This is a genomic window from Stenotrophomonas sp. TD3 (assembly GCF_001939825.1).
Lineage (GTDB): Bacteria > Pseudomonadota > Gammaproteobacteria > Xanthomonadales > Xanthomonadaceae > Stenotrophomonas.
The window spans coordinates 3275494-3296955 of the sequence record NZ_MOYM01000001.1 but is presented as its reverse complement, the minus strand read 5'-3'; the positions used below and the strand labels follow the sequence as shown (position 1 = coordinate 3296955).

The 21462-nt window shown below is 68.2% G+C and carries 16 protein-coding genes; 7 read left to right on the top strand and 9 right to left on the bottom strand.

Annotated elements, in window-relative coordinates; all coding sequences use genetic code 11:
• Positions 1-53 precede the first annotated feature (53 nt).
• Complete coding sequence (locus tag BKE09_RS15335; RefSeq protein WP_075676299.1) at positions 54-827, bottom strand: SDR family oxidoreductase; 774 nt, start codon at positions 825-827, stop codon at positions 54-56.
• Positions 828-944: 117 nt separating this feature from the next.
• Here BKE09_RS15335 and BKE09_RS15330 point away from each other — a divergent pair, with 117 nt between their 5' ends.
• A complete protein-coding gene (locus tag BKE09_RS15330) occupies positions 945-1850 on the top strand; it encodes a LysR family transcriptional regulator (protein WP_075676298.1) in 906 nt (301 codons plus the stop codon).
• A 204-nt stretch (positions 1851-2054) separates the two neighbouring features.
• Here the strand turns inward: BKE09_RS15330 and BKE09_RS15325 are convergent, their stop codons facing one another.
• Positions 2055-5216, bottom strand: a complete 3162-nt coding sequence (locus tag BKE09_RS15325) for an efflux RND transporter permease subunit (RefSeq protein WP_075676297.1) — start codon at positions 5214-5216, stop codon at positions 2055-2057.
• Positions 5217-5220: 4 nt separating this feature from the next.
• Positions 5221-6351: an efflux RND transporter periplasmic adaptor subunit gene (locus BKE09_RS15320; protein WP_075676296.1), complete on the bottom strand. Its 1131-nt coding sequence runs from the start codon at positions 6349-6351 to the stop codon at positions 5221-5223.
• Between the two features lie 119 nt (positions 6352-6470).
• On the opposite strand from BKE09_RS15320, the gene BKE09_RS15315 reads away from it, so the two are divergent.
• From BKE09_RS15315 to BKE09_RS15305, 3 genes are all read left to right on the top strand, one after another.
• On the top strand, positions 6471-7151 hold the full coding sequence (locus tag BKE09_RS15315; RefSeq protein WP_014038415.1) for a TetR/AcrR family transcriptional regulator: 681 nt from the start codon (positions 6471-6473) through the stop codon (positions 7149-7151).
• 136 nt (positions 7152-7287) lie between these two features.
• Complete coding sequence (locus tag BKE09_RS15310) at positions 7288-7935, top strand: protein-L-isoaspartate O-methyltransferase (protein ID WP_006390984.1); 648 nt, start codon at positions 7288-7290, stop codon at positions 7933-7935.
• 16 nt (positions 7936-7951) lie between these two features.
• The gene (locus BKE09_RS15305) at positions 7952-9310 is read left to right on the top strand and encodes a TolC family outer membrane protein (protein WP_075676295.1); all 1359 of its coding nucleotides are present in this window, start codon (positions 7952-7954) and stop codon (positions 9308-9310) included.
• Positions 9311-9410: 100 nt separating this feature from the next.
• Here the strand turns inward: BKE09_RS15305 and BKE09_RS15300 are convergent, their stop codons facing one another.
• Positions 9411-10655, bottom strand: a complete 1245-nt coding sequence (locus BKE09_RS15300; protein ID WP_075676294.1) for an amino acid transporter — start codon at positions 10653-10655, stop codon at positions 9411-9413.
• A 223-nt stretch (positions 10656-10878) separates the two neighbouring features.
• Positions 10879-12177, bottom strand: coding sequence for a lipid IV(A) 3-deoxy-D-manno-octulosonic acid transferase (waaA, locus tag BKE09_RS15295; RefSeq protein ID WP_049442913.1), 1299 nt, complete (start codon positions 12175-12177; stop codon positions 10879-10881).
• Between the two features lie 60 nt (positions 12178-12237).
• On the opposite strand from waaA, the gene BKE09_RS15290 reads away from it, so the two are divergent.
• Entirely contained in the window at positions 12238-13155 is a 918-nt protein-coding gene (locus BKE09_RS15290) for an LpxL/LpxP family Kdo(2)-lipid IV(A) lauroyl/palmitoleoyl acyltransferase (protein WP_049442912.1), read from the top strand.
• 184 nt (positions 13156-13339) lie between these two features.
• On the opposite strand, the gene BKE09_RS15285 is transcribed toward BKE09_RS15290, so the two are convergent.
• The 4 genes from BKE09_RS15285 to BKE09_RS15270 form a co-directional block, all read right to left on the bottom strand.
• Complete coding sequence (locus tag BKE09_RS15285; RefSeq protein WP_075676293.1) at positions 13340-13789, bottom strand: transposase; 450 nt, start codon at positions 13787-13789, stop codon at positions 13340-13342.
• 150 nt (positions 13790-13939) lie between these two features.
• Entirely contained in the window at positions 13940-15271 is a 1332-nt protein-coding gene (locus BKE09_RS15280) for an O-antigen ligase family protein (protein WP_075676292.1), read from the bottom strand.
• Positions 15252-16367: a glycosyltransferase gene (locus BKE09_RS15275; RefSeq protein ID WP_075676291.1), complete on the bottom strand. Its 1116-nt coding sequence runs from the start codon at positions 16365-16367 to the stop codon at positions 15252-15254. The genes BKE09_RS15280 and BKE09_RS15275 overlap by 20 nt, the downstream gene beginning before the upstream one ends.
• Before the next feature lie 15 nt (positions 16368-16382).
• On the bottom strand, positions 16383-16580 hold the full coding sequence (locus BKE09_RS15270; RefSeq protein ID WP_005410967.1) for a zinc-finger domain-containing protein: 198 nt from the start codon (positions 16578-16580) through the stop codon (positions 16383-16385).
• 419 nt (positions 16581-16999) lie between these two features.
• Here BKE09_RS15270 and BKE09_RS15265 point away from each other — a divergent pair, with 419 nt between their 5' ends.
• A complete protein-coding gene (locus BKE09_RS15265) occupies positions 17000-20344 on the top strand; it encodes a GH92 family glycosyl hydrolase (protein ID WP_075676290.1) in 3345 nt (1114 codons plus the stop codon).
• The gene (locus BKE09_RS15260) at positions 20341-21084 is read left to right on the top strand and encodes a basic secretory protein-like protein (protein WP_049442907.1); all 744 of its coding nucleotides are present in this window, start codon (positions 20341-20343) and stop codon (positions 21082-21084) included. The genes BKE09_RS15265 and BKE09_RS15260 overlap by 4 nt, the downstream gene beginning before the upstream one ends.
• Positions 21085-21462 lie beyond the last annotated feature (378 nt).

Below are 21462 nucleotides of genomic sequence, written 5' to 3'. Positions count from 1 at the left end.
CGAGCATGGCTCGACTCTACAGGGACCTCGCGGCCACGCCCTGCGTGGCTGCGTTACTTGGTGGTGTAGCCACCATTGACCAGGATGGTCTGGCCAGTCATCCACCAGCCATCGGTGACCAGGAAACGGATCCACGGCACGATGTCGGCGATGTCGGTCAGGCCAGTGCGAGTGAACGCCGATAGCGCCGCCGCGGTCTTGTGATACGCCTGCGCATCAGCACTCTCGGCCGGATAGAAGAACGGCGTGTCCATCGGACCCGGGCCGATCGCGTTCACCGAGATGCCACGCTCACCGAACTCCTTCGACGCCGCGCGGGTGAAGTGCTCGACCGGGGCCTTGGTGCCGGCGTAGCTGGAATAGAACGGCGTGAACGCGCCCAGCAATGAGGTGACCAGGGTGCAGATGCGGCCACCGTCGTTGACGTGGTGGCCGGCCTCCTTCAGGAAGAAGAAGGCAGCCTTGGCGTTGACCGCACTCATTTCGTCGTACTCCGCTTCGCTGATGTCCAGCAGCGGCTTCTTCAGTACCTTGCCGACCGTGTTGATGGCGATGTCGGGACGGCCGACCGCTGCCACGGCATCGGCGAACAGACGCTCCATCGCTGCGGCCGAGGTCAGGTCACCCTGCAAGGCAACGGCCGTGCTGCCGGCGGCCTGCACGGCGGCGACGGTCGCCTCTGCATCGGCCTGGGTGGCGGCGCTGTTGTAGTGGATGACGATGGCTTTGGCGCCCTGGCTGGCGAAGTCGCGGGCCAGCAGGCCGCCCAGGTTCTTGGCGCCACCGGCGATCAGCACGGTCTTGCCCTTGAGGGAATGGTCGGTCATGGCGTCTGTCTCAGGAGGGGGCTGCCCGGGGTGGCAACCCTGCCCTGACGACGATATCGTGCAGAAAATGCGGATAAAGCCCGCCACATTGACTTAACTTTCCAGAGCAGGCGAACAATGGACCGGATCGATCGCTTCCGCATCTTCACCCGGGTGGTGGAATGCGCCAGCTTCACCCGCGCCGCCGACCAGCTCGGCCTGCCCCGCTCCACCGTTTCCGCGGCAGTAGCCGAGCTGGAGCAGCGGCTCGGCACCCGCCTGCTGCAGCGCTCGACCCGGCGGGTCTCCACCACCCACGACGGCGACGTGTTCCATGCCCGCTGCCTACGCCTGATCGCCGAAGTTGAAGACGCCGAGTCGTTGTTCCGGCAGGACGACGCGCAGCCGGTGGGCCTGCTGAAGATCGATGTGCCCAGCCGCATCGGCCGCCGCGTCCTCGCCCCGGCGCTGCCCGACTTCTTCGCGCGCCATCCGCAGGTTGAAGTGGACCTGGGCATGACCGACCGTGCGGTGAACCTGATCGAAGACGGCTGTGATGCGGTGCTGCGGGTCGGCCAACTGGGTGATTCCAGCCTGGTGGCCCGCATGTTGGGACAGCTCGACTTCGTCAACGTCGCCGCGCCGGCCTACCTTCGCGAGCACGGCGTACCGCAGCATCCTGCCGACCTGCAGCAGCACCGCGCGGTGAACTATGCATCGCCGACCACGGCGCGGGTGGAACCGTGGGAATGGCAGGACGGTGGCCAGCTGCGCACGCTGCCGATGCCCGGCTGGGTACGGGTGAACAGCGCCGAGGCCTCGATCGCGTGCTGCGTGGCGGGGCTCGGCCTGCTGCAGATTCCGCGCTACGACGTGCAGGCCGAACTGCAATCCGGTGCGCTGGTGGAAGTGATGCCACAGCACGTGGCGCAACCGCTGCCGGTGACCCTGCTGCAGCCGCATCGGCAACACCGCGCACAGCGCGTGCAGGTGTTCATTGAATGGCTGCTGCCAGTGCTGCGGAGCGGCCTGCAGCTGCAGTAGATCCACGCCATGCGTGGATGCACGCCGCGCAGATCAGTAGATCCACGCCATGCGTGGATGCACGCATCAGTGCCAACCAAGGTTGGCACCCACCAGGCCCACCGCGGTAGATCCACGCCATGCGTGGATGTGCACAACGTGGATGGGGTCAGAGCCCTTTCCCAGCGGGAAAGGGATCCGACCCCGGCCGCAGAACCCGGGACATCACGCCCCGGATTCATCCGGCTTGACCCGGAACCATGCCGCGTACAGCGCCGGCAGGAACACCAGGGTCAGCACCGTGCCCACGATCAGGCCACCCATGATCGAGATCGCCATCGAGCCGTAGAACGCACTGCGCGACAGCGGAATCATCGCCAGCACGGCCGCCAGCGCGGTCAGCACGATCGGGCGGAAACGGCGCACGGTGGCATCGATGATCGAATGCCAGCGGTCATGCCCGGCATCGATGTCCTGCTGGATCTGGTCGATCAGGATCACCGAGTTGCGCATGATCATGCCGGCCAGTGCGATCGTGCCCAGCAGCGCGACGAAGCCGAACGGCGCGCGGAACAGCAGCAGGAACAGGGTCGCACCGATGATGCCCAGCGGCGCGGTCACCAGCACCATCGCTGCACGCGAGAAGCTGCGCAGCTGCAGCATCAGCAGCGTCGCCACCACCACCAGGAACAGCGGCATGCCGGCCTTGATCGAGTTCTGGCCACGCGCCGAATCCTCCACGGTGCCGCCGGTTTCCAGCAGGTAGCCGCTGGGCAGCTCGGCACGGATGCCATCCAGTGTGGGCACGATCTGGTGCACCACGTCCAGCGCCTGCATGCCATCGCTGATGTCGGCGCGCACGGTCACGGTCGGCAACCGGTTGCGATGCCAGATGATGCCGTCCTCGAAGCCGTACTCCATCGTCGCCACCTGCGACAGCGTGATGCTGCCGCCGTTGGCGGTCGGCATCGACAGGCTGGACAGCAGCTCCAGCTGGTTGCGTTCATCGGCCGGTCCACGCAGCAGCATCTCGATCTGGCGGTTGCCTTCGCGATACACGCTCACCGACTGGCCGGCCAGCGAACTGGCCAGGAACTGGCTGACCTGGGCACTGCTCACGCCCAGCGCGCGGGCACGCTCCTGGTCGATCACCAGCCGCACCACCTTGCTCGGCTCGCTCCAGTCCAGGTTGACGTTCATCACGTGCGGGTTCTCACGCACCTTGGCCTCGACCTGGCGCGCGATCGCCTGCACCTTCTCGATGTGCTCGCCGGAGATGCGCATCTGCACCGGATAACCGACCGGCGGGCCGTTCTCCAGGCGGGTCACGCGCATCTGCACGTCCGGGAACTTCGGGATCACCTCGTGCAGCAGCCAGTCACGGGTGCTTTCGCGCGATTTGATGTCCTTGGCCAGCACCACGAACTGGGCGAAGTTGGTCGCCGGCAGCTGCTGGTCCAGCGGCAGGTAGAAGCGCGGCGAACCGGTGCCCACGTAGGACACGTAGTTGGCGATGCCCTCGCGGCTGGACAGCAGCTTCTCCAGCTTCTCGGCCTGGGCCTGGGTCGAGCGCAGCGACGCCCCCTCGGCCAGCTCGATGTCCACCATCAGTTCCGGCCGGGTCGAGTCCGGGAAGAACTGCTGCGGCACGAAGCGGAACATCATCAGCGAGAACACGAACAGCGCGATGGTCGCGGCGATCACCCACCAGCGGCGGCGCAGGCAGGCGTCGAGGAAGCGCCGGAAGCTGCGGTAGAACGGGCGCTGGTAGGGATCGTGGTCGTGCCCATGCTGCGGCGGTGCGATCAGGTTGGCCAGCGCCGGATAGCGGTCGGCCCACTGCTGGCGCTTGGCCAGCCAGCGCGCGGACAGGCTGCCCGGCTTCGGCGGCTGCGGATTGAACAGGTCCGGCAGCATCTTGTCGCCCAGGTACGGGATGAACAGCACCGCTGCGATCCACGACACCACCAGCGCGATGGTCACCACCTGGAACAGCGAACGGGTGTATTCACCGGTGCTCGATGCCGCCGTGGCGATCGGCAGGAAGCCGGCCGCCGTGATCAATGTACCGGTCAGCATCGGGAATGCGGTCGATTCCCAGGCGAAACTGGCCGCGCGCAGGCGATCGAAGCCCTGCTCCATCTTGGTGGCCATCATCTCCACCGCGATGATCGCATCGTCCACCAGCAGGCCCAGCGCCAGCACCAGCGCGCCCAGCGAGATCTTGTGCAGGCCGATGTCGAAGTAGTGCATGACGAAGAAGGTCATCGCCAGCACCAGCGGAATGGTCACGCCCACCACCAGGCCGGTGCGCAGGCCCAGCGAGAAGAAGCTGACCAGCAGCACGATCACCACCGCTTCGGTCAGCACCTGCACGAACTCGCCGACCGACTCCTCCACCGACTGCGGCTGGTCGGACACCTTGCGCAGCTGCATGCCGGCCGGCAGGGTCTTCTGCAGGCGCTCGAACTCGGCATCGAGGTTGGCGCCCAGCTTGAGGATGTCACCGCCATCCTTCATCGCCACCGCCAGGCCGATCGCCTCCTCGCCCATGAAGCGCATCTTCGGCGATGCCGGGTCGGCGAAGCCACGCTTGACCTCGGCGATGTCGCCGAGGTGCACGGTGCGGTCGCCAGCACGGATCGGGAACTGGCGGATCGCTTCGATATCGTTGAACTGGCCAGTTACGCGCAACTGCACGCGATCGGTGGCGGTCTCGAAGAAACTGGTGCCGGTGATCGCATTCTGGTCGGCCAGCGCCTGCTGTACCTGCTGCATCGACACACCCAGCGTCGCCAGCCGGGTGTTGGACAGCTCGATCCACACCTTCTCGTCCTGCAGGCCGACCAGGTCGATCTTGCCGACGTCGGGCACGCGCTGCAGTTCCAGCTGGATGCGATCGGCGTAATCGCGCATCACCGCGTAGTCGAAGCCCTTGCCGGTCAACGCATAGATGTTGCCGTAGGTGTCGCCGAACTCATCGTTGAAGAACGGGCCGACAATCTCGCGCGGCAGCGTCGCACGGATGTCGCCCACGCGCTTGCGTACCTGGTACCACAGGTCCGGGATCTGCCTGGAACGCAGGCTGTCGCGCGCCATGAAGATGACCTGCGATTCGCCGGGGCGCGAATACGAGCGGATGAACTCGTACTCGCCGGTGTTCATCAGCGCCTTCTCGATCGGCTCGGTCACCTGCCGCGAGACCTGTTCGGCGGTGGCGCCCGGCCACAGCGTGCGCACCACCATCGCCTTGAAGGTGAATGGCGGATCCTCGGACTGGCCCAGATGCTTGTACGACCATGCGCCGATCAGCGCGAAGGCAAGCATCGCGAACAGCACCAGCGGGCGGTTGGACAACGCCCACTCGGAAAGATTGAAGCGGCGCACCGGCTTACTCCTTGGCCTTGGCGGCGGCGGCCGGCGTGGCCGGCTTCAGCACCGGGCGGTTCTGGCGGTCCACGGCGATCACCGGCTGGCCGGCGCGCAACAGGTGTCCGCCGGCAGCGACCACCCAGTCAGCGGCACCCACGCCGGACAACACCGACACCGTCTTGCTGCCGTAGGCACCGGTGGTGACTGCTGCTGCCTTCAGCGTGCTGTTGGCCGGATCGACCACCCATACGCTGGCGGCACCGTTGGCACCGCGCTGCAGCGCGCCGAGCGGCAGCTGCAGGGTGCCGTGGCGGCCGGCGCTGCTGTAGACGCGCGCGCTCTGGCCCAGTTCGACGTCGGCCAGCGCGTCGGCGGGCAGGCTGACCCGGGTTGCATAGGTACGTGCCTGCGGATCGGCGGCGGCAGCGATCTCGCGGATCGTGCCCGGCAGGCGCTGGCCGGGGCGGTTCCACAGCTCCACCTCGACCGGCTGGCCCACCGCATAGTCGCGGATGGTGGCCTCGGGCAGGTCGATCAGCACTTCGCGCCCGCCATCGGCGGCCAGGTTGAAAATGGTCTGGCCGGCCGACACCACCTGCCCGGCTTCGGCCTCGCGGCTGGCGATCACACCGTCGGACGGCGCGCGCAGCTGTGCGTAGTCGGCCTGGTTGCGCAGCACATCAAGGTTGGCGCGGGCCGCGTTGGCCTGCCCCTGCGCGGCCTTGAAAGCGGCGGATTGCTGGTCCAGCTGCGAACGGCTGACCAGTTGCTGGTCGGCCAGCACCTGGTAGCGCTTGAGGTCATCGCGGGCACGCACCAGATCGGCTTCGGCCGCCGCCAACTGCGCCTGCGAGGCGCGCGCCTGCAGCGCGAAGTCGGCCACGTCCAGCTCGGCCAGCACGTCGCCCTTCTTCACCCGTTGCCCGGCATCGACGTGGCGCTTGACCAGGTTGCCGCCGACGCGGAACGACAGCGGACTTTCCTGCCGCGCACGCACCGTTCCCGGGAACGCCGCCGGCGCCTGCCCGGCCTGCTCGCCGGGGTGAACCACCAGCACCGGCACGGCCGCCTGGGGCGCCTGTTCCTGTCCCGAACAGGCTGCCAGCGCAGCCATCCACACCATACCGCCCATCCAGCGCACGATCTTCATCGGTCAACGTCCTGAAAACGCAGGGTTGCAACTAAGGGAGGAGCCGCGACTGCCGGCCCAATTTAATAAACCGGCCGGTATAGTATAAATATCGAACCGCTTGGTCTAGTATTGTCGTGATGAGTTCTCACACTTCCCGCAAGCCGTCGGCCAAGCCCGCTGCCAAGGCCGCCGGACCCGGGCGCCCCAAGGACCTCGGCAAGCGCGCGGCGATCCTTGAAGCAGCCAAGGCACTGTTCATCGAACAGGGCTATACCGGCGTGAGCATGGACACCATCGCCGCTCAGGCCGGCGTCTCGAAGCTGACTGTGTACAGCCACTTCGGCGACAAGGAGACCCTGTTCTCCGAGGCCGTGCAGTCAAAGTGCATCGAAATGCTGCCCGACGCGCTGTTCGTGGCCGACGCGGATGGTCCGCTGCGCGACCAGCTGATCGGCATCGGCCTGGCCTTCTTCGAGCTGATCACCTCCGATGCGGCGATCTCGATCCAGCGCATGATGATGGCGCCGGAGACCGATGAGCGCCTGCGCGAACTGTTCTGGCAGGCTGGCCCGGAGCGTACCTGCGAGGCCCTGGCCGACTTCCTGCGCGCCCGCGGCGAACGCGGCGAGCTGGAGATCCCCGACTATTACCTGGCCGGCCAGCAGTTCCTGACCCTGGTCAAGGGCGAAGTGCACATGCATATGATGTGCGGCATGCCACTGTCACCGGTGGAGTGCGACCCTCTCACCCATGTGACCGCCAGCATCGACTTCTTCCTGCGCGCCTATGCGCCGCGAGGGGCCGGGACGGCTGAATAACCAAAACTGAACGAACCGGAGGTCGCGATGACTTCCGGCACTGCGACCCCGGCCCCCCGGCAGCTGATGCTCTGGGCGCGCCGCCGGCCTCCGGCACCGGTAAAATGGCCGGCCCACTGCGCTGGATTTGAACCTCATGACGATTGATTACGCCCACGCCCGCGAACTGATGGTGGAACAGCAGATCCGTCCCTGGGACGTGCTGGACATCAAGGTGCTCGACGTCCTGGCCCGCCTGCCGCGCGAGGCCTTTGTCGCCGATGCACACCGGGCACTGGCCTACGCCGATGTCGAACTGCCGATCGGCCATGGCCAGAAGATGATGAAGCCGGTCATCGAGGGCCGTACCCTGCAGGCGCTGGACCTGCAGCCGGGTGACGAAGTGCTGGAAATCGGCACCGGCAGCGGCTTCCTGTCGGCCTGCATCGGCGCGCTGGCGCGCGACGTGCTGAGCCTGGAAATCGACCCGGAACTGGCCGCCGCCGCGCGCGCCCGCCTGGACGCCTCCGGCTTGGGCACCAACGTCCGCGTGGAAGTGGCCGACGCCCTGGCCTGGCAGACCGAACGCCGCTTTGACGTGATCTGTGTCACTGGTGCGGTCGACGTGGTGCCGTCACAGTTCGCTTCGTGGCTGCGTCCGGGTGGTCGCCTGTTCGTGATCCATGGCCGTTCGCCGGCGATGGAGGCCCTGCTGGTCAAGGCCGACGGCAGCAGCGAGTCCCTGTTCGAGACCGATATCGATTACCTGCGTGGTGCCGCCCCGGCCCCCCAGTTCCACCTCTGAGTCCAAGGAAGCCGCAATGATCCGCCGATCCCTCGCTGTTGCGCTGGCCACTGCCCTGCTGCCGTTGTCCGCCCATGCCGCCGACCTGCTGCAGGTCTACGAAATGGCGCGCAATGGCGATCCGCAGCTGTCCGCCGCCGAATCGACCCGGCTGTACGACAAGGAAGGCGCCGTGCAGGCCCGCGCTGCCCTGCTGCCGCAGATCAACGGCCAGGCCCAGCTGAACCGCACGCGCAGCGAGCCCAATGCCGACGCCAACTCCGGCTCGTTCACCAGCAAGCGCCGCACCTACACGATCGACGGCAGCCAGACGCTGTTCAACTGGACCCAGATCAACAACCTGCGCTCGCAGCGTGAGCTGAGCAAGGCGGCGGACTTCACCCTCGATTCGGCCAACGACAGCCTGATCGTGCGCACCTCGGCGGCCTACTTCAACGTGCTGGTGGCGATCGAATCGCTGAACGCCGCACAGACCAATGAAGCGGCCGCGAAGAAGCAGTTCGACTTCGCCGACAAGCGCCTGGAAGTGGGCCTGGCGCCGATCACCGACGTGCACGAAGCACGCGCCCAGTATGACCAGGCGCGTGCCAACACCATCGTTGCGCAGAACACCCTGGCCGATAACTACCAGGCCCTGACCGAACTGACCGGCCAGCCGGTGGTCAACCTGCGTGGCCTGCCGGCCGACTTCCGTCCGGAAGTGCCGGCCAACCGCGGCAATATCGATGAGCTGGTGCACCAGGCCACCAACCAGAATCCGGCGCTGAAGGCGCAGGAACTGAAGGTCAGCGCCGCCGAAGCCGGCGTGCAGGCTGCCCGCGGTGGCCATTACCCGACCCTGTCGCTGGGCGGCAGCTGGGGCAAGAGCGCGACCTGGGGTGACAGCACCGGTTCCGGTTCGCTGTCGCCGGACGCCCGCACCAACAGCATCGGCCTGACCCTGAGCGTGCCGATCTTCTCCGGTGGTGCCACCCAGTCCGGCGTGCGCCAGGCGCTGGCCCAGCGTGACATCGCCCAGGACGGCTACGAGCAGCAGAAGCGCGCCCTGGACCGCAACACCCGCAATGCCTACCAGACGCTGGTTCAGGGCATCAGCGAAGTGGAAGCACGCCGCCTGGCGGTGGTCTCGGCGCAGAGCGCGTACGACGCCTCGCAGGTCGGCCTGGAAGTCGGTACCCGTACCGTGCTGGACGTGATCCAGAACCAGCGCATCCTGTTCTCGGCGCAGCTGGACTACGCCCAGGCCCGCTACACCTTCCTGCAGAACCGCCTGCTGCTGAGCAAGTCGCTGGGTGCGCTGGACGTGGCCGAGCTGCAGGACGTCAACCGCCTGCTGACCCAGGACGCGGGCAACCCGGCGACGACCACGCACTGATCCGTCGCCCTGCCGGCAACGAAGAAGCCACCCGCAAGGGTGGCTTTTTTGTAGCCGGTGCATCCACACGCACCTATCTGTTGCGTGGCCCCGCGAAACGTCAGCCCGGCCATCCCCGCAGGCGTTCCAACGCCGCAAGGACGCACAGTGCTGCTGCCAATGGAGCCAACATCGGCATCATCAGCTCGCGACCGGTTGCGCCCTGCCCCGTGTCATTCCGCCGCCGCAGCACCGCCAGGCACAGCGCCGCCATCACCAGCAGGGTTGCCGGACCCGGCAGCGCCGGCAGAGTGCCCAACGGCAGCCACAGCACCAGCATCACCGCCGGCAGCCCGACCGCCGCCGCGATCAGGCCACGGGAGCGCCCCATCGCATCTCCCACCCCTGGCCACAGCGACGTTGCCAGCCGCACGGCCAGCATCAGCAGCACCAGCTGCAGGGCAGCCAGGCCCGCGGCCCCCGCCAGGGGCAACAACGGCAGCATCCACTGCAGCTGCGGATGCATCTGCAGCGCCACCGACAGGGGCCGGGTGCTGGCCAGCGCGGAAAACTCGACCAGCCCGGCCTGCAGTGCCGCCAGCACGATCAGCAGCAACATCGCCAGCAACGAGACCAGCGCCAGCACGGCCGGCTGCCACATCGCGCCCTGGCGGCGCAGCGCAGGAAAGCCCAGTGCCAAGCCAACGCTGGCAAATACCCCCAGCAGCGGCACTGCAGCCGCCAGCACCCCGCCCAGCCCGAAGCGATACGGCGCGGTCGCCGGTGGCAGCCAGGGAATCCAGTGCGCGTAGTGCACGTGACGTGCCGCCAGCGCCAGCAGCAACACCCCCACACCGACCTTCACCGTCAACAGGGCGCAGGCCACCAGCGCCACACGCCGTGGCGGCAGCAACGCCAGCGCGCCCAGCACCAGCAGACCCACCGCCGCCGTCACCTGTTCCGGCAGCCAGTCGCTGGCCTGGAGGCCTTCCGCGGCCAGCACCGCGTGTACATGGTGGGCCATGGACTGCGCCACGCCCGCCGTGGTCGCCACCAGCTCCAGCAGCAGGGCCACGCCCAGTACGCCAGCCACCCGCGGCCCCCAGCTGGTGGCCAGCAGCCCATGCAGGCCCTCGGCCGCCGGCAGCCGCAGCACCAGATCCTGCAGGCAGCACAGCACCAGGCCGGCCCCCAGTGCGGCCAGCAGCAGGCTCAGCACGATGGCCGGGCCGGCCTGTGCCGCCGTGTGCTGGCCCACCAGCGCGATCACGCTGCCGCCCACCAGCAGCGTCAGCGCCACCACCGCCAGATGGTCCATGCCCAGCCGGGCCCCACCGGTGCCGTCCCTGCCCCTGTCGCCGTCCATCGCAAGTTCCCTTGATATCCGCCCAAGCGCGGTCGACAGCAGGCTGGCAGCCTGCGTCGCCCTGCGGAATCAGAATCGGTGCCGTGTGCGCCACGATGTGATGGCAGGCACGCTGCCATTGGCTGGGTCGGTCCAGCAACGACAGAAAAATCGTTGCTAAGCAGAATTGATGAAGTTGATCACGACAATGCTCGACAGCGCCGCTGACGCCGCGCTGCCGGGATCACTCGCGCGGCGGTGGCAGGTGCGGCGCGACCAGGGCAAGCGTGCGCTGCAGCGCGCCGCGGCCGTTGCTGACCAGCGTGCAACCGGCGCGTGCCATGTCCTCGCGGGCCTGGGCATCGTCGAGCAGGTGCTGCAGCAGATCACCCACCGCCTGCGCGTCCTCGCCGATCAGCAGCGCACCGGCCTCGCGCATGCGCCGGGAAATTTCCGCGAAGTTGTGCAGGTGCGGACCGGTCACCGCCGCCGTTCCCATCGCGGCCGGCTCCAGCAGGTTGTGGCCGCCGATGGCCTGCAGGCTGCCGCCGACAAAGGCGACCTGGGCGCAGGCGTAGAACGGCATCAGCTCGCCGAGGGTATCGATGACGAACACGTCGGTGGCCGCGTGCGGCCACTGGTCCACGCGGCGGGTCGCCACGCTCCAGCCCTGTTCGCGCGCCAGCGCTTCCACCTTCGGGAAGCGCTCGGGATGGCGCGGTGCCCACAGCAGCAGCAGGTCCGGATGCTGCTGGCGCAGACGCCGGTGCAGGTCGATCACCGCCTGCTCTTCGCCATCATGGGTACTGGCGGCGATCCATACCGGGCGAGCGGCCGGTACCCGCGCATGGAACTGTTCGACGAAGCCCTGCACATCCGGCGTGGCGATGTCGAACTTCAGGTTGCCCAGCGCCTGCACCTGGCCGGGCTCCGCCCCCAGCTGCACGAAGCGCTCGGCATCGTCCTGCGACTGCGCGGCCACGCACGTGACGGTGCGCAGCGCGCGGCGGATCAGTGCGGCCAGCAACCGGTAGCCGCGCAGCGAACGCGCCGACAACCGGGCGTTGAGGATGTACACCGGAATGCCGCGGTCACGGCAGCCGAACAGCATGTTCGGCCACAGCTCGGTTTCCAGGATCAGCGCCAGGCTGGGCTGGAAATGGCCGAGGAAGCGGTTGACGCTGCCCGGCACGTCGTACGGCAGGTAGACGTGGTCCAGGGCGTCGCCCCACAACGCACGCACGCGCTCCGAGCCGGTCGGGGTGATGGTGGTGATCACCCAGCGGATGTCCGGGCGCTGCTGGCGCAGGGCATTGACCAGCGGCGCGGCGGCATTGACCTCGCCTACCGAGACCGCGTGCAGCCATACCCGCGGCTGGCCGGTCGGCTGCGGATAGGAGGCGTAGCGTTCATCCCAGCGCCGGAAGTATTCACGGACCCGGAAACCGCGCCAGACCAGGTGGTACACGGTGATCGGCAGCAGGATGTAGAGCACGACCGAATACAGGCCGCGCAGGATCCATTCGACAGGGTCTTTACGCATGCGGCAAGGATACGGGAGCCCCCGGGGAAAGACACGCGGCCGCCTTGGTAGAATGGCCCCATGTCAGATGCCTCCACCGCCGTCCGCCCATCGCTGCGCGATCCGCGCAACTGGCCGATGTTCGCCGCCATGTTCGGCGCCTTCGCCATCGCCCGTCTGCCGTGGATGCTGCAGCGCGCGCTGGGCCGGGGCGTCGGCTGGATCACCTGGCGCCTGCTCGGCAGCCGCCGCCGCGCCGCCGAGGTCAACCTGCAGCTGTGCTTCCCCGAGAAGGACGAAGCCTGGCGCCAGCGTCTGGTGCGCGACAGTTTCGATGCGCTGGGCGTCGGCGTGTTCGAGTGCATCCGTGCCTGGTGGGGCAGCATCGACCGCATCCGCCCGCAGGTGCGGATCGAAGGCCTGGAACACCTGCGGCAGATGCAGGCCGAAGGCCGCGGCGTGCTGCTGGTCTCCGGCCACTTCATGACCCTGGAAATGTGTGGACGCCTGCTGTGCGACTACGTCGACCTGTCCGGCATGTACCGCAAGCACAAGAACCCGGTGTACGAGTGGGCGGTGAAGTTCGGCCGCCTGCGCTATGCCAAGGCGATGTTCGCCAACGAGGACATCCGCGCGACCGTGCGCCATCTGAAGAAGGGCGGTTTCCTCTGGTACGCGCCGGACCAGGACATGCGTGGCAAGGACACCGTGTTCGTGCCGTTCTTCGGCCACACCGCCTCGACCATCACCGCGACCCACCAGCTGGCGCGGATGACCGGTTGTGCGGTGATTCCGTACTTCCACCGCCGCGAAGGCGGGAAGTACATCCTGAAGATTGGTGCGCCGCTGGAGAATTTCCCCAGCGAAGACGTGGAAGCCGATACCACGCGGGTCAACCAGGCCATCGAGGAAATGGTGCGCGAGGCCCCCGACCAATACCTGTGGATCCACCGCCGTTTCAAGCGCCAGCCCGGCGGCCGGAGCGATTTCTACAAGTAGCGGTGGGACGGGAGGGTTTCATCCACGCATGGCGTGGATCTACTACCCGTGCGGCTTCATCCACGCATGGCGTGGATCCACTACCCGTGCGGCTTCATCCACGCATGCCGTGGATTTGACGACGCGGAGCATCCTGAAGTAGATCCACGCCATGCGTGGATGCTCTACATCCGGGTGCCGGCACCTACAACGGCCAACGGCACCATGCATGCGGGTACTCACCCAACGTGCTGGCCAGGCCCGCACGGACCGGATTGGCCAGGATGTACATCGCCTTCTCATGAAGGGATTCATCACTGCGTATGGCGTGATCGTGGTAACCGTGCTGCCACAGCGGCCCTTGTCGCTCCAATCGCCGGTTCAGCAGCCGACTGCTGCGCGACTTCAGCAGGGCCATGCACTCGGCCAGGGTTTCGCTGCGCAGCTCCATCAGCCAGTGCAGATGGTCGGGCATCACCACCCAGGCGAGGCTGTGGCTGATACCGCGGCGCTCAACGAAGCGCAGACAGTCAACCAGAATCGCCACGTTGGCGGCGTCGGCGAAGAGCGGTTCGCGTCCGAGGGTTGCCGTGGTCAGAGAATACACGTTCCCGGATCGGGAAAATCGACCGTAGCGGAGTCTGGGGCTGGCCATGCCTCCAGCGTGCGATACGCAGGGAAACACCGGTAGTGGTGGTTGACCGGTAGTTGCGTCGGGAAAGCTCCATCCACGCATGGCGTGGATCTACCAAAGCACGCTCCGTTCAGTACGGGCAGTAGAGCCACGCCATGCGTGGATAGACGATCACACCACCGTCGGCGTGTCGTCCGCGTCCCGCGCCAGCAGGCTGCCGGCGAACAGGGCCGCCAGCAACACGGTCAGGCCACCCCAGAACGCGGAATAGAACGCCAGGTGCGTGTTGAGCGGGAACACCGTGACTGCCAGCGCCAGCATCGCCGGGCGGGCGCGGTCACGCGCGGCCGGCGGTGCATAGCGCCATGCCCGCCAGGCTTGGGCAACCGCCGCCAGCCACAGCAGCAGGCCGAGCACACCGGTCTCCGCCAGGATTTCCAGCACGATCTGATGGGCGTGCAATGCCGGTTGATTGCCCCACACGGCGGGGCCCTCGTCGGCCACGCAGGCGGGATACGCATCGCGGAAGCCACGCGCACCGACACCGTTGACCGGATGTTCCTCGATCATGCACACGGCTGCGGTCCAGATGCGCGCGCGCCCCGACAGTGCCTCGTCAACGCCCTGCCCGTCTTCGTTCCATGCCTGGGCCGTGCGCGCAACACGCTCGCGCAGCTGCGGCACGCCCGCTGTCAGTGCAGCCGTGCCCATCGCCGCCACCAGGGCAAGCAGGAGCAGCCGCTTCCAACCAAACTGGCGCACGCCGCTGTAGGCCAGCACCAGTGCAAAGGTGATCCACGAGGCGCGCGAACCGGCCAACAGCAATACGCATCCCAGTGCGGCAGCGGCCAGCAGCCACCCGGCGCTGCCGAACCGTCGCGCCATCGGCAGCAGCAGGAACGGTGACAGGCTGGCCAGCACCTGGCCGAATTTCAGGTTGCACGGCCCGAGCGCGCCACTGAGGCGGTCGGCCAGCGCGGCTTCGTCGGCCGGGCAAAGCGCGTGGCCACTCACTGCCAGCTTCAGGTGCTCCAGCGACCAGAACCATGGGCTGGTGCCAGCCAGCGCCTGCACCAGTGCGTCCAGCGTCCACGCGCCGGTGATCAGTGCCAGGCCACCGAAGGTCAGCCGCCGCCGTTCCGGCGTAGCTACCGCGATCGCCACCAGCCACATGAAGGGCAGGTAGCGCAGTCCGGCCGCAGCCTTGGTCCACGAGGCCGACGGATCGATCGCATCGATGGCCGAGAACGCCTGCGGCAGCCAGTAGCCAAGGAACAGGATCGAGGTCAGCGCCCAGGCTGCCGTGCTCAACAGGTGCGGGCGGCGCTGCAGCCGGCGCATGACCATGCGCGCGGCGGCATAGAGCGCGCCAAGGCCCAGCACGGTTTCGGCGATGCCCGGCAACGGCCACATCGCCACGTACGCCAGCACCCACCAGGGCGCCCAGCGCCCGGCACGGTCGTCGCGCACGATGGCAGCGGGGTCAGCCGGCGAGATCGGCATAGAGGCGGAGGGTATCGCGCTGCATGGCCTGCAGGGTAAACGGGATGCGGGTCGGCAAGGACGGCGGCTGCGCCAGCAGGGCCAGCGCACGTTCACCCAGCGCGCGCGCATCACCGAGCGGCACCGCGCCGCTGGGCTGCAGCTGCTGCAGCAGTTCGCCGACGCCACCGTGGTCCCAGCCCAGCACCGGGCGGCCGACCGACAGCGCCTCGACCACGGTGCGGCCAAAGGCTTCCGGCTTGTCCGACAGCTGCAGCACCAGATCGCTGGCGGCGTACGCCTGGGCGATGCGTGCGGTCGGCGTGCTGATCTGTACGGCCCCGGCCACGCCCAATGCCGCGGCCTGGCGGCGCAGGTCAGCCACATAGGCCTCGCGCCCGGGTTCGTCGGTGCCCAGCATCCACAGCTGCGCAGGCACGCCGGCGGCACGCACGTCGGCCAGCAGCTGCAGCGCGTGGGCGTGGCCCTTCAGGCGGGTGCCGCGCCCTGGCAGCAGCAGCAACGGTCCTTCCACCTGGGCCAGCCACGGGTAATCGGCCGCCAGGGCCAGCCGCGGGCGACGGTCGGCACGCGCCACGCGCGGGAACTGGCCGACATCGACACCGCGGGGAATGACCTGCAGTTTTTCTTCCGGCACCGTCGGGTAGTGGCGTTGCACGTAGGCGCGCACGGTATTGGACACGCAGATCACGCGTTCGCCGCTGGTCATCACCGCGCTGTAGCGGCTGGGCGAATTCAACCCGTGCACGGTGGTCACCCAATGCGGGCGCTGTGCAGCGGGCATGGCGCGGATCGCGTACAGGCCCAGCCAGGCCGGCAGCCGCGAACGGGCATGCACGATGTCCGCGCCAACCTCGGCAAACAACCGGCGCAGGGTCGGCAGGTGGCGCAGGGTCAGCAGCGACTTGCGGCCGATGTCCAGGGTGAGGTGCTCGGCACCGCTGTCCAGCAGCGGCTGCACCAGGCGGCCACCGGCGGACACCACCAGCGCGCGATGGCCGGCGGCGACCAGGGCCGCAGCGATTTCCAGGGTCGAGCGCTCGACACCGCCGGAGTGCAGCGCCGGCAGCAACTGCACCACGGTCAATCGGCGCATCGAAGGGGCCGCCGTTTAGTCGGCCAGCACGAACACGGAACCGCAGTACGGGCACTGCGCTTCGCCGTTGGGCTCGTCTTCGATCGGCAGGTACACGCGCGGATGCGAGTTCCACAGCGCCATTTCCGGGGTCGGGCAGCTCAGCGGCAGATCGCTGCGGTGCACGGTGTAGCGCTTCTCGGCGTTGGCGGGCGCGGTGGCGGTATGGCTCATGGCGGATGTCGGAGAACGGGTTGCGAGGCCTGTGATTCTAGCATCTGGGCCGCACCGACATTGCGCCGCAACGGGTCGTTGCGCGCGCCGCCGATGCCGCGCACCTCCCCGCCGCACGCCGGGCGGCGGCGCCAAGCGGGATTCTGCGGTGGTTCCGGCAGGTTCGCTCGCCGGAATCGCCTCCAGCGATATTTCCCGCATTTGGATCGAACTAAATGGCACTTGTCAGCGCGCGGCGGCTGTTGCAGGATCGGGCCAGGTCGCACCCCGACCCCTCCAATCCGACCCGATCGCATGGCCCGCCCCCACCGGACCGGCATCGCCTCTTCCACTGCCAGCCTGGCGGGCGGAGCGATGCTGTCCGTGGTGTCCGCCGATGCGGGTTCTGCCCGCCGCCAGCCCTTCCGGGAGACCCTTGCATGACCCTGTCCGATCCGCGCCGCGCCCTGCTTCCACTCGCCCTGGCCCTGGCCTGTGCGACCACTGCGATGCCGGTGCTGGCACAGGGGCTGCAGACCTCGTTCGAACCGGGCGAACCTGCCCCGGCGCAGGCCGCGGGTGCACTTCAGGTCACGATCGGCAATGGACCGGCCGCCCCCTACACCGCCAAGCGCAACGCCGGCTACAGCGGCCTGCATGCACTGCACTACAGCAGCGAGGGCGGCAGCGCGCGGCGCGAACTGTTCAGGGCCGACCTGCCCATCGAGGCCGATACCACCCTGTCGTGGCTGGTGCTGCCGGAGATCGTCGGCAAGGACACCGTCGCTTCGACCTATGTCTCGCTGGACCTGCTGCTGGACGATGGCAGCCGCGTTTCGGCCGGTGCCGCGCGGGACCAGCATGGCGTGGCGATCGGCGCACGCGCGCAGGGCGAGTCGAAGACGCTGTACCCGCAGCAGTGGGCGCGCAAGGCGGTGCGGCTGGGCGACGTACCCGCGCTGAAGGGTCGCCGCGTGGTGGCGATCGAGCTGGAGGTGGCCAGTGCCGAGGGCGCGCCGGTCTCAGGTTGGATCGACGATGTGCGCCTGGACGCACAGCCGAAGCAGCAGCCACAGCGCGTCTCCGACTGGGTGCTGACCACCCGCGGCACCCAGGCCAACGGCACCTTCTCGCGCGGCAACAATTTCCCGGCCACGGCGGTGCCGCACGGCTTCAACTTCTGGACCCCGGTGACCGATGCCGGCGCACTGAACTGGCTGTACCGCTGGAACGAGCAGAACGATGCGCAGAACCGCCCGCAACTGCAGGCGCTTGCACTGAGCCACCAGCCCAGCCCCTGGATGGGCGACCGCCAGACCTTCCAGGTGATGCCCTCGGCCAGCCGTGGCGTGCCGGAGGCCGACCGCCGCAAGCGCGCGCTGTCGTTCGACCGCAGCCATGAAAGCGCGCGCCCCTACCGCTACGACGTGCGCTTCGACACTGGCATCGCCGCCGCCATCGCGCCGACCGACCATGCCGCACTGTTCCGCTTCGACTTCCCCGAAGGCGGCGATGCCAACCTGCTGTTCGACAATGTCGATGCGCGCGGCGGCCTTACCTTGGACGCCACCACGCAGACGCTGTCCGGCTACACCGATACGCGCAGCGGCCTGTCCAACGGCGCCAGCCGCATGTACGTGGTCGCCAGCTTCGACAAGCCCTGGCGCAGCAGCGGCCGCCTCGACACCGGGCGCCCGACCGGCTACATCAAGTTCGACGCCGGCAGCGACCGGCGGGTGACGATGCGCATCGCCACCTCGCTGATCTCGGTGGAGCAGGCGCGGCACAACCTGGCACTGGAGATCGCCGCCACCGATACGCTGGAGAGCGTGGCCGGCCGCGCGCAGGATGCATGGGACGCGCGCCTGGCCCGCTTCGACATCGGCGATGCCAGCGACGACCAGAAGACCACGCTGTACTCCAGCCTGTACCGGCTGTACCTGTACCCCAATTCCGGCCACGAGAACGCGGGCAGCGCGGCCGCACCGGACTGGCGCTACGCCAACCAGGCCAGCGCCAGCGATGACAACACCGAAGGCAGTGCGAGCCGCAGCTTCACCGGCGTGCGCGATGGCAGGGTGTTCGTCAACAACGGCTTCTGGGACACCTTCCGCACCACCTGGCCGGCCTATGCCCTGTTCACGCCCGACGATGCCGGGCAGATGGTGCAGGGCTTCATCGAACAGTACCGCGCCGGTGGCTGGATCGCGCGCTGGTCGTCGCCGGGCTACGCCGACCTGATGGTCGGCACCAGCTCGGACGTGGCCTTCGCCGACGCATGGCTGAAGGGCATCGGCGGCTTCGATCCGGCCGAGGCCTATGCCGCCGCGCTGAAGAACGCGACCGTGGTCCCGCCCGATCGCCATGTCGGCCGCAAGGGCATGGACCGCTCGACCTTCCGTGGCTACGCCAGCGCGGACGTGCACGAGGGCATGTCGTGGACGATGGAAGGCGCACTCAACGATTTCGGCATCGCCAACATGGCCGATGCGCTGGCCAGGCGCGCGACCACGCCGGCCGCACGCGAGCGCTACAGCACCGAGGCCGACTACTTCCGCTACCGCGCCGCCAGCTACGCAACGATGTTCGATCCGGCGGCCGGCTTCTTCCAGGGCCGCACTGCCGATGGCCATTGGCGCGTGGACGCCAAGGACTATGACCCGCGCGTGTGGGGCCATGACTACACCGAATCCAATGGCTGGACCTTCGCCTTCACCGCCGCCCACGATGGCGAAGGCCTGGCCGCGCTGTACGGTGGCCGCGACAAGCTGGCGGCGAAGCTGGATGCCTTCTTCGCCACGCCGGAAACCGCGGACCCGGCACTGGCCGGCTCCTACGGCGGCACCATCCACGAGATGACCGAAGCGCGCGACGTGCGCATGGGCATGTACGCGCACAGCAACCAGCCGGCGCATCACATCCCGTGGATGTACCTGTACGCCGGGCAACCGTGGAAGACCCAGCAGCATGTGCGCGAGATCCTGTCGCGGCTGTATGTCGGCAGCGAGATCGGCCAGGGTTATCCAGGCGACGAGGACAACGGCGAGACCTCGGCGTGGTACGTGCTGGCCTCGCTGGGCCTGTACCCGCTGCGCATGGGCGCGCCGGAGTACGTGATCGGTTCGCCGGCCTTCCGGCACGCACGGGTGGAACTGCAGGGCGGCGCGGTGCTGACCGTGAACGCGACCAACAACTCGCGTGAGAACGTCTACGTGCAGTCGCTGAAGATCAACGGCCAGCCCTGGACGAAGACCTGGGTGCCGCACGCCCTGATTGCCAAGGGTGCGACGCTGGACTTCGTAATGGGGCCGCAGCCGTCGCGCTGGGGCAGCGGCGTGGATGACCTGCCGCGCTCGCTGACCGCGCGTGGCCAGCGTCCGCAGCTGCTGCACGACCTGCTTGGCAGCCGCGCGAAGGCAACGCTGGCCGATGGCCGCGCCCTGCCGGCGCTGCTCGATGACGATGCGGCCACCACCGTCGGCCTGGGCGGCGGCGCAACCATCGCGCTGACCGGTCTGGCCGACGGCACGCCGACGATGTACACGCTGACCAGCGGTGACGGCCGCATCCAGGGCGGTGAGTGGGCGCTGGAAGCGCGCAACGGCAGCGGCCGCTGGATCGTGCTCGACCAGCGCAGCGGCGAAGCCTTCGAATCCGCCCGCCAGACCCGTCCGTTCCGCATCGCCAAACCCGGTCGTTACAGCGAGTACCGGCTGCGCCTGGCCGCACCGGGCCGGCTGCCGCTGGCGGAGATCGAACTATTGGCGCCCAGCGCCGTACAATGAGCCCCATGCGCTACCGTCTGTTGCCTCTGGCCCTCGTTGCCCTTTCCTTCTCCAGCTTCGGCCAGACCCAGGCCTTTGATGCGCAGCTGACCCGCGACGGCGTGACGCTGAACTACCAGGACGCCCGTGGCGCCCTGGCCGCGCCGCAGCGCAAGCGGGTGATCGATACGTTCTACTTCGCCTACCTGCGCGAACGTGCGGACTTCCACCCGGCCGCGCCGTCGATGGTGCGCATCGTGATCGATCCGGCCTACACCGGCATCGCCTTTGTCGGTGACAAGGACCAGGCGGCGACGATCACCATCAACCCGGGTTGGCTGGCGCAGCACCCGAACGACATCGACCTGGTCACCCATGAGGCCATGCACATCGTGCAGGGCTATCCGGGCTACGGCGACGCGCGGGTGCCGGGCTGGCTGGTGGAAGGCATCGCCGACTATGCACGCGACCGCTACGGCATGGACAATGCCGCGGCCGGCTGGGCACTGCCGGGCAAGGTCGAGAAGGGCCAGAACTTCGACAGCGGCTACCGTGTCACCGGCGCGTTCCTGAAGTGGGCCGACACCGAACACCCGGGCCTGGTGCTGGCACTGGACAAAGCCCTGCGCGATGGCCGCTATGCACCTGCGCTATGGCAGAAGCACACCGGCAAGGCACTGCCAGCGCTGTGGGCGCAGTACGCCAAGCCGCGTTCCGACGCACCGCCGCCAGCCCCGGCACGCCGCGGCAAGCGGCACTGACACCACGCACTACACGTTCGCCGGGCATTGCCCGGCGCTACCGCATCGCGGCCTCAGCGCGACTGCACGAAACCTGCGTAGAGCGCGAACAGCTGCTGGAAATACCGCCGGGTCACTCGATTGCGCATGACACTTTCGCCGATGGGGAGGTGGTCGGGCCCAGGGTGGGAAGGCCGGTCCGGTCCCTTCCCACGGCCGGGCCGCGTGGGCGTATTGGGCCGCAACGGCGTTGCAGGGAAATGACCGGGTTGCGTAGCGCGTGTGGCACAGCCCGGTGGTAGAGCCGGCCGCTGGCCGGCTGCCGTCGTGCGCCTGGACGTCATCGGGGTTGCCGGCCAGCGGCCGGCACTACCCGTTTCCGCTGCGCGGAAACAGAAA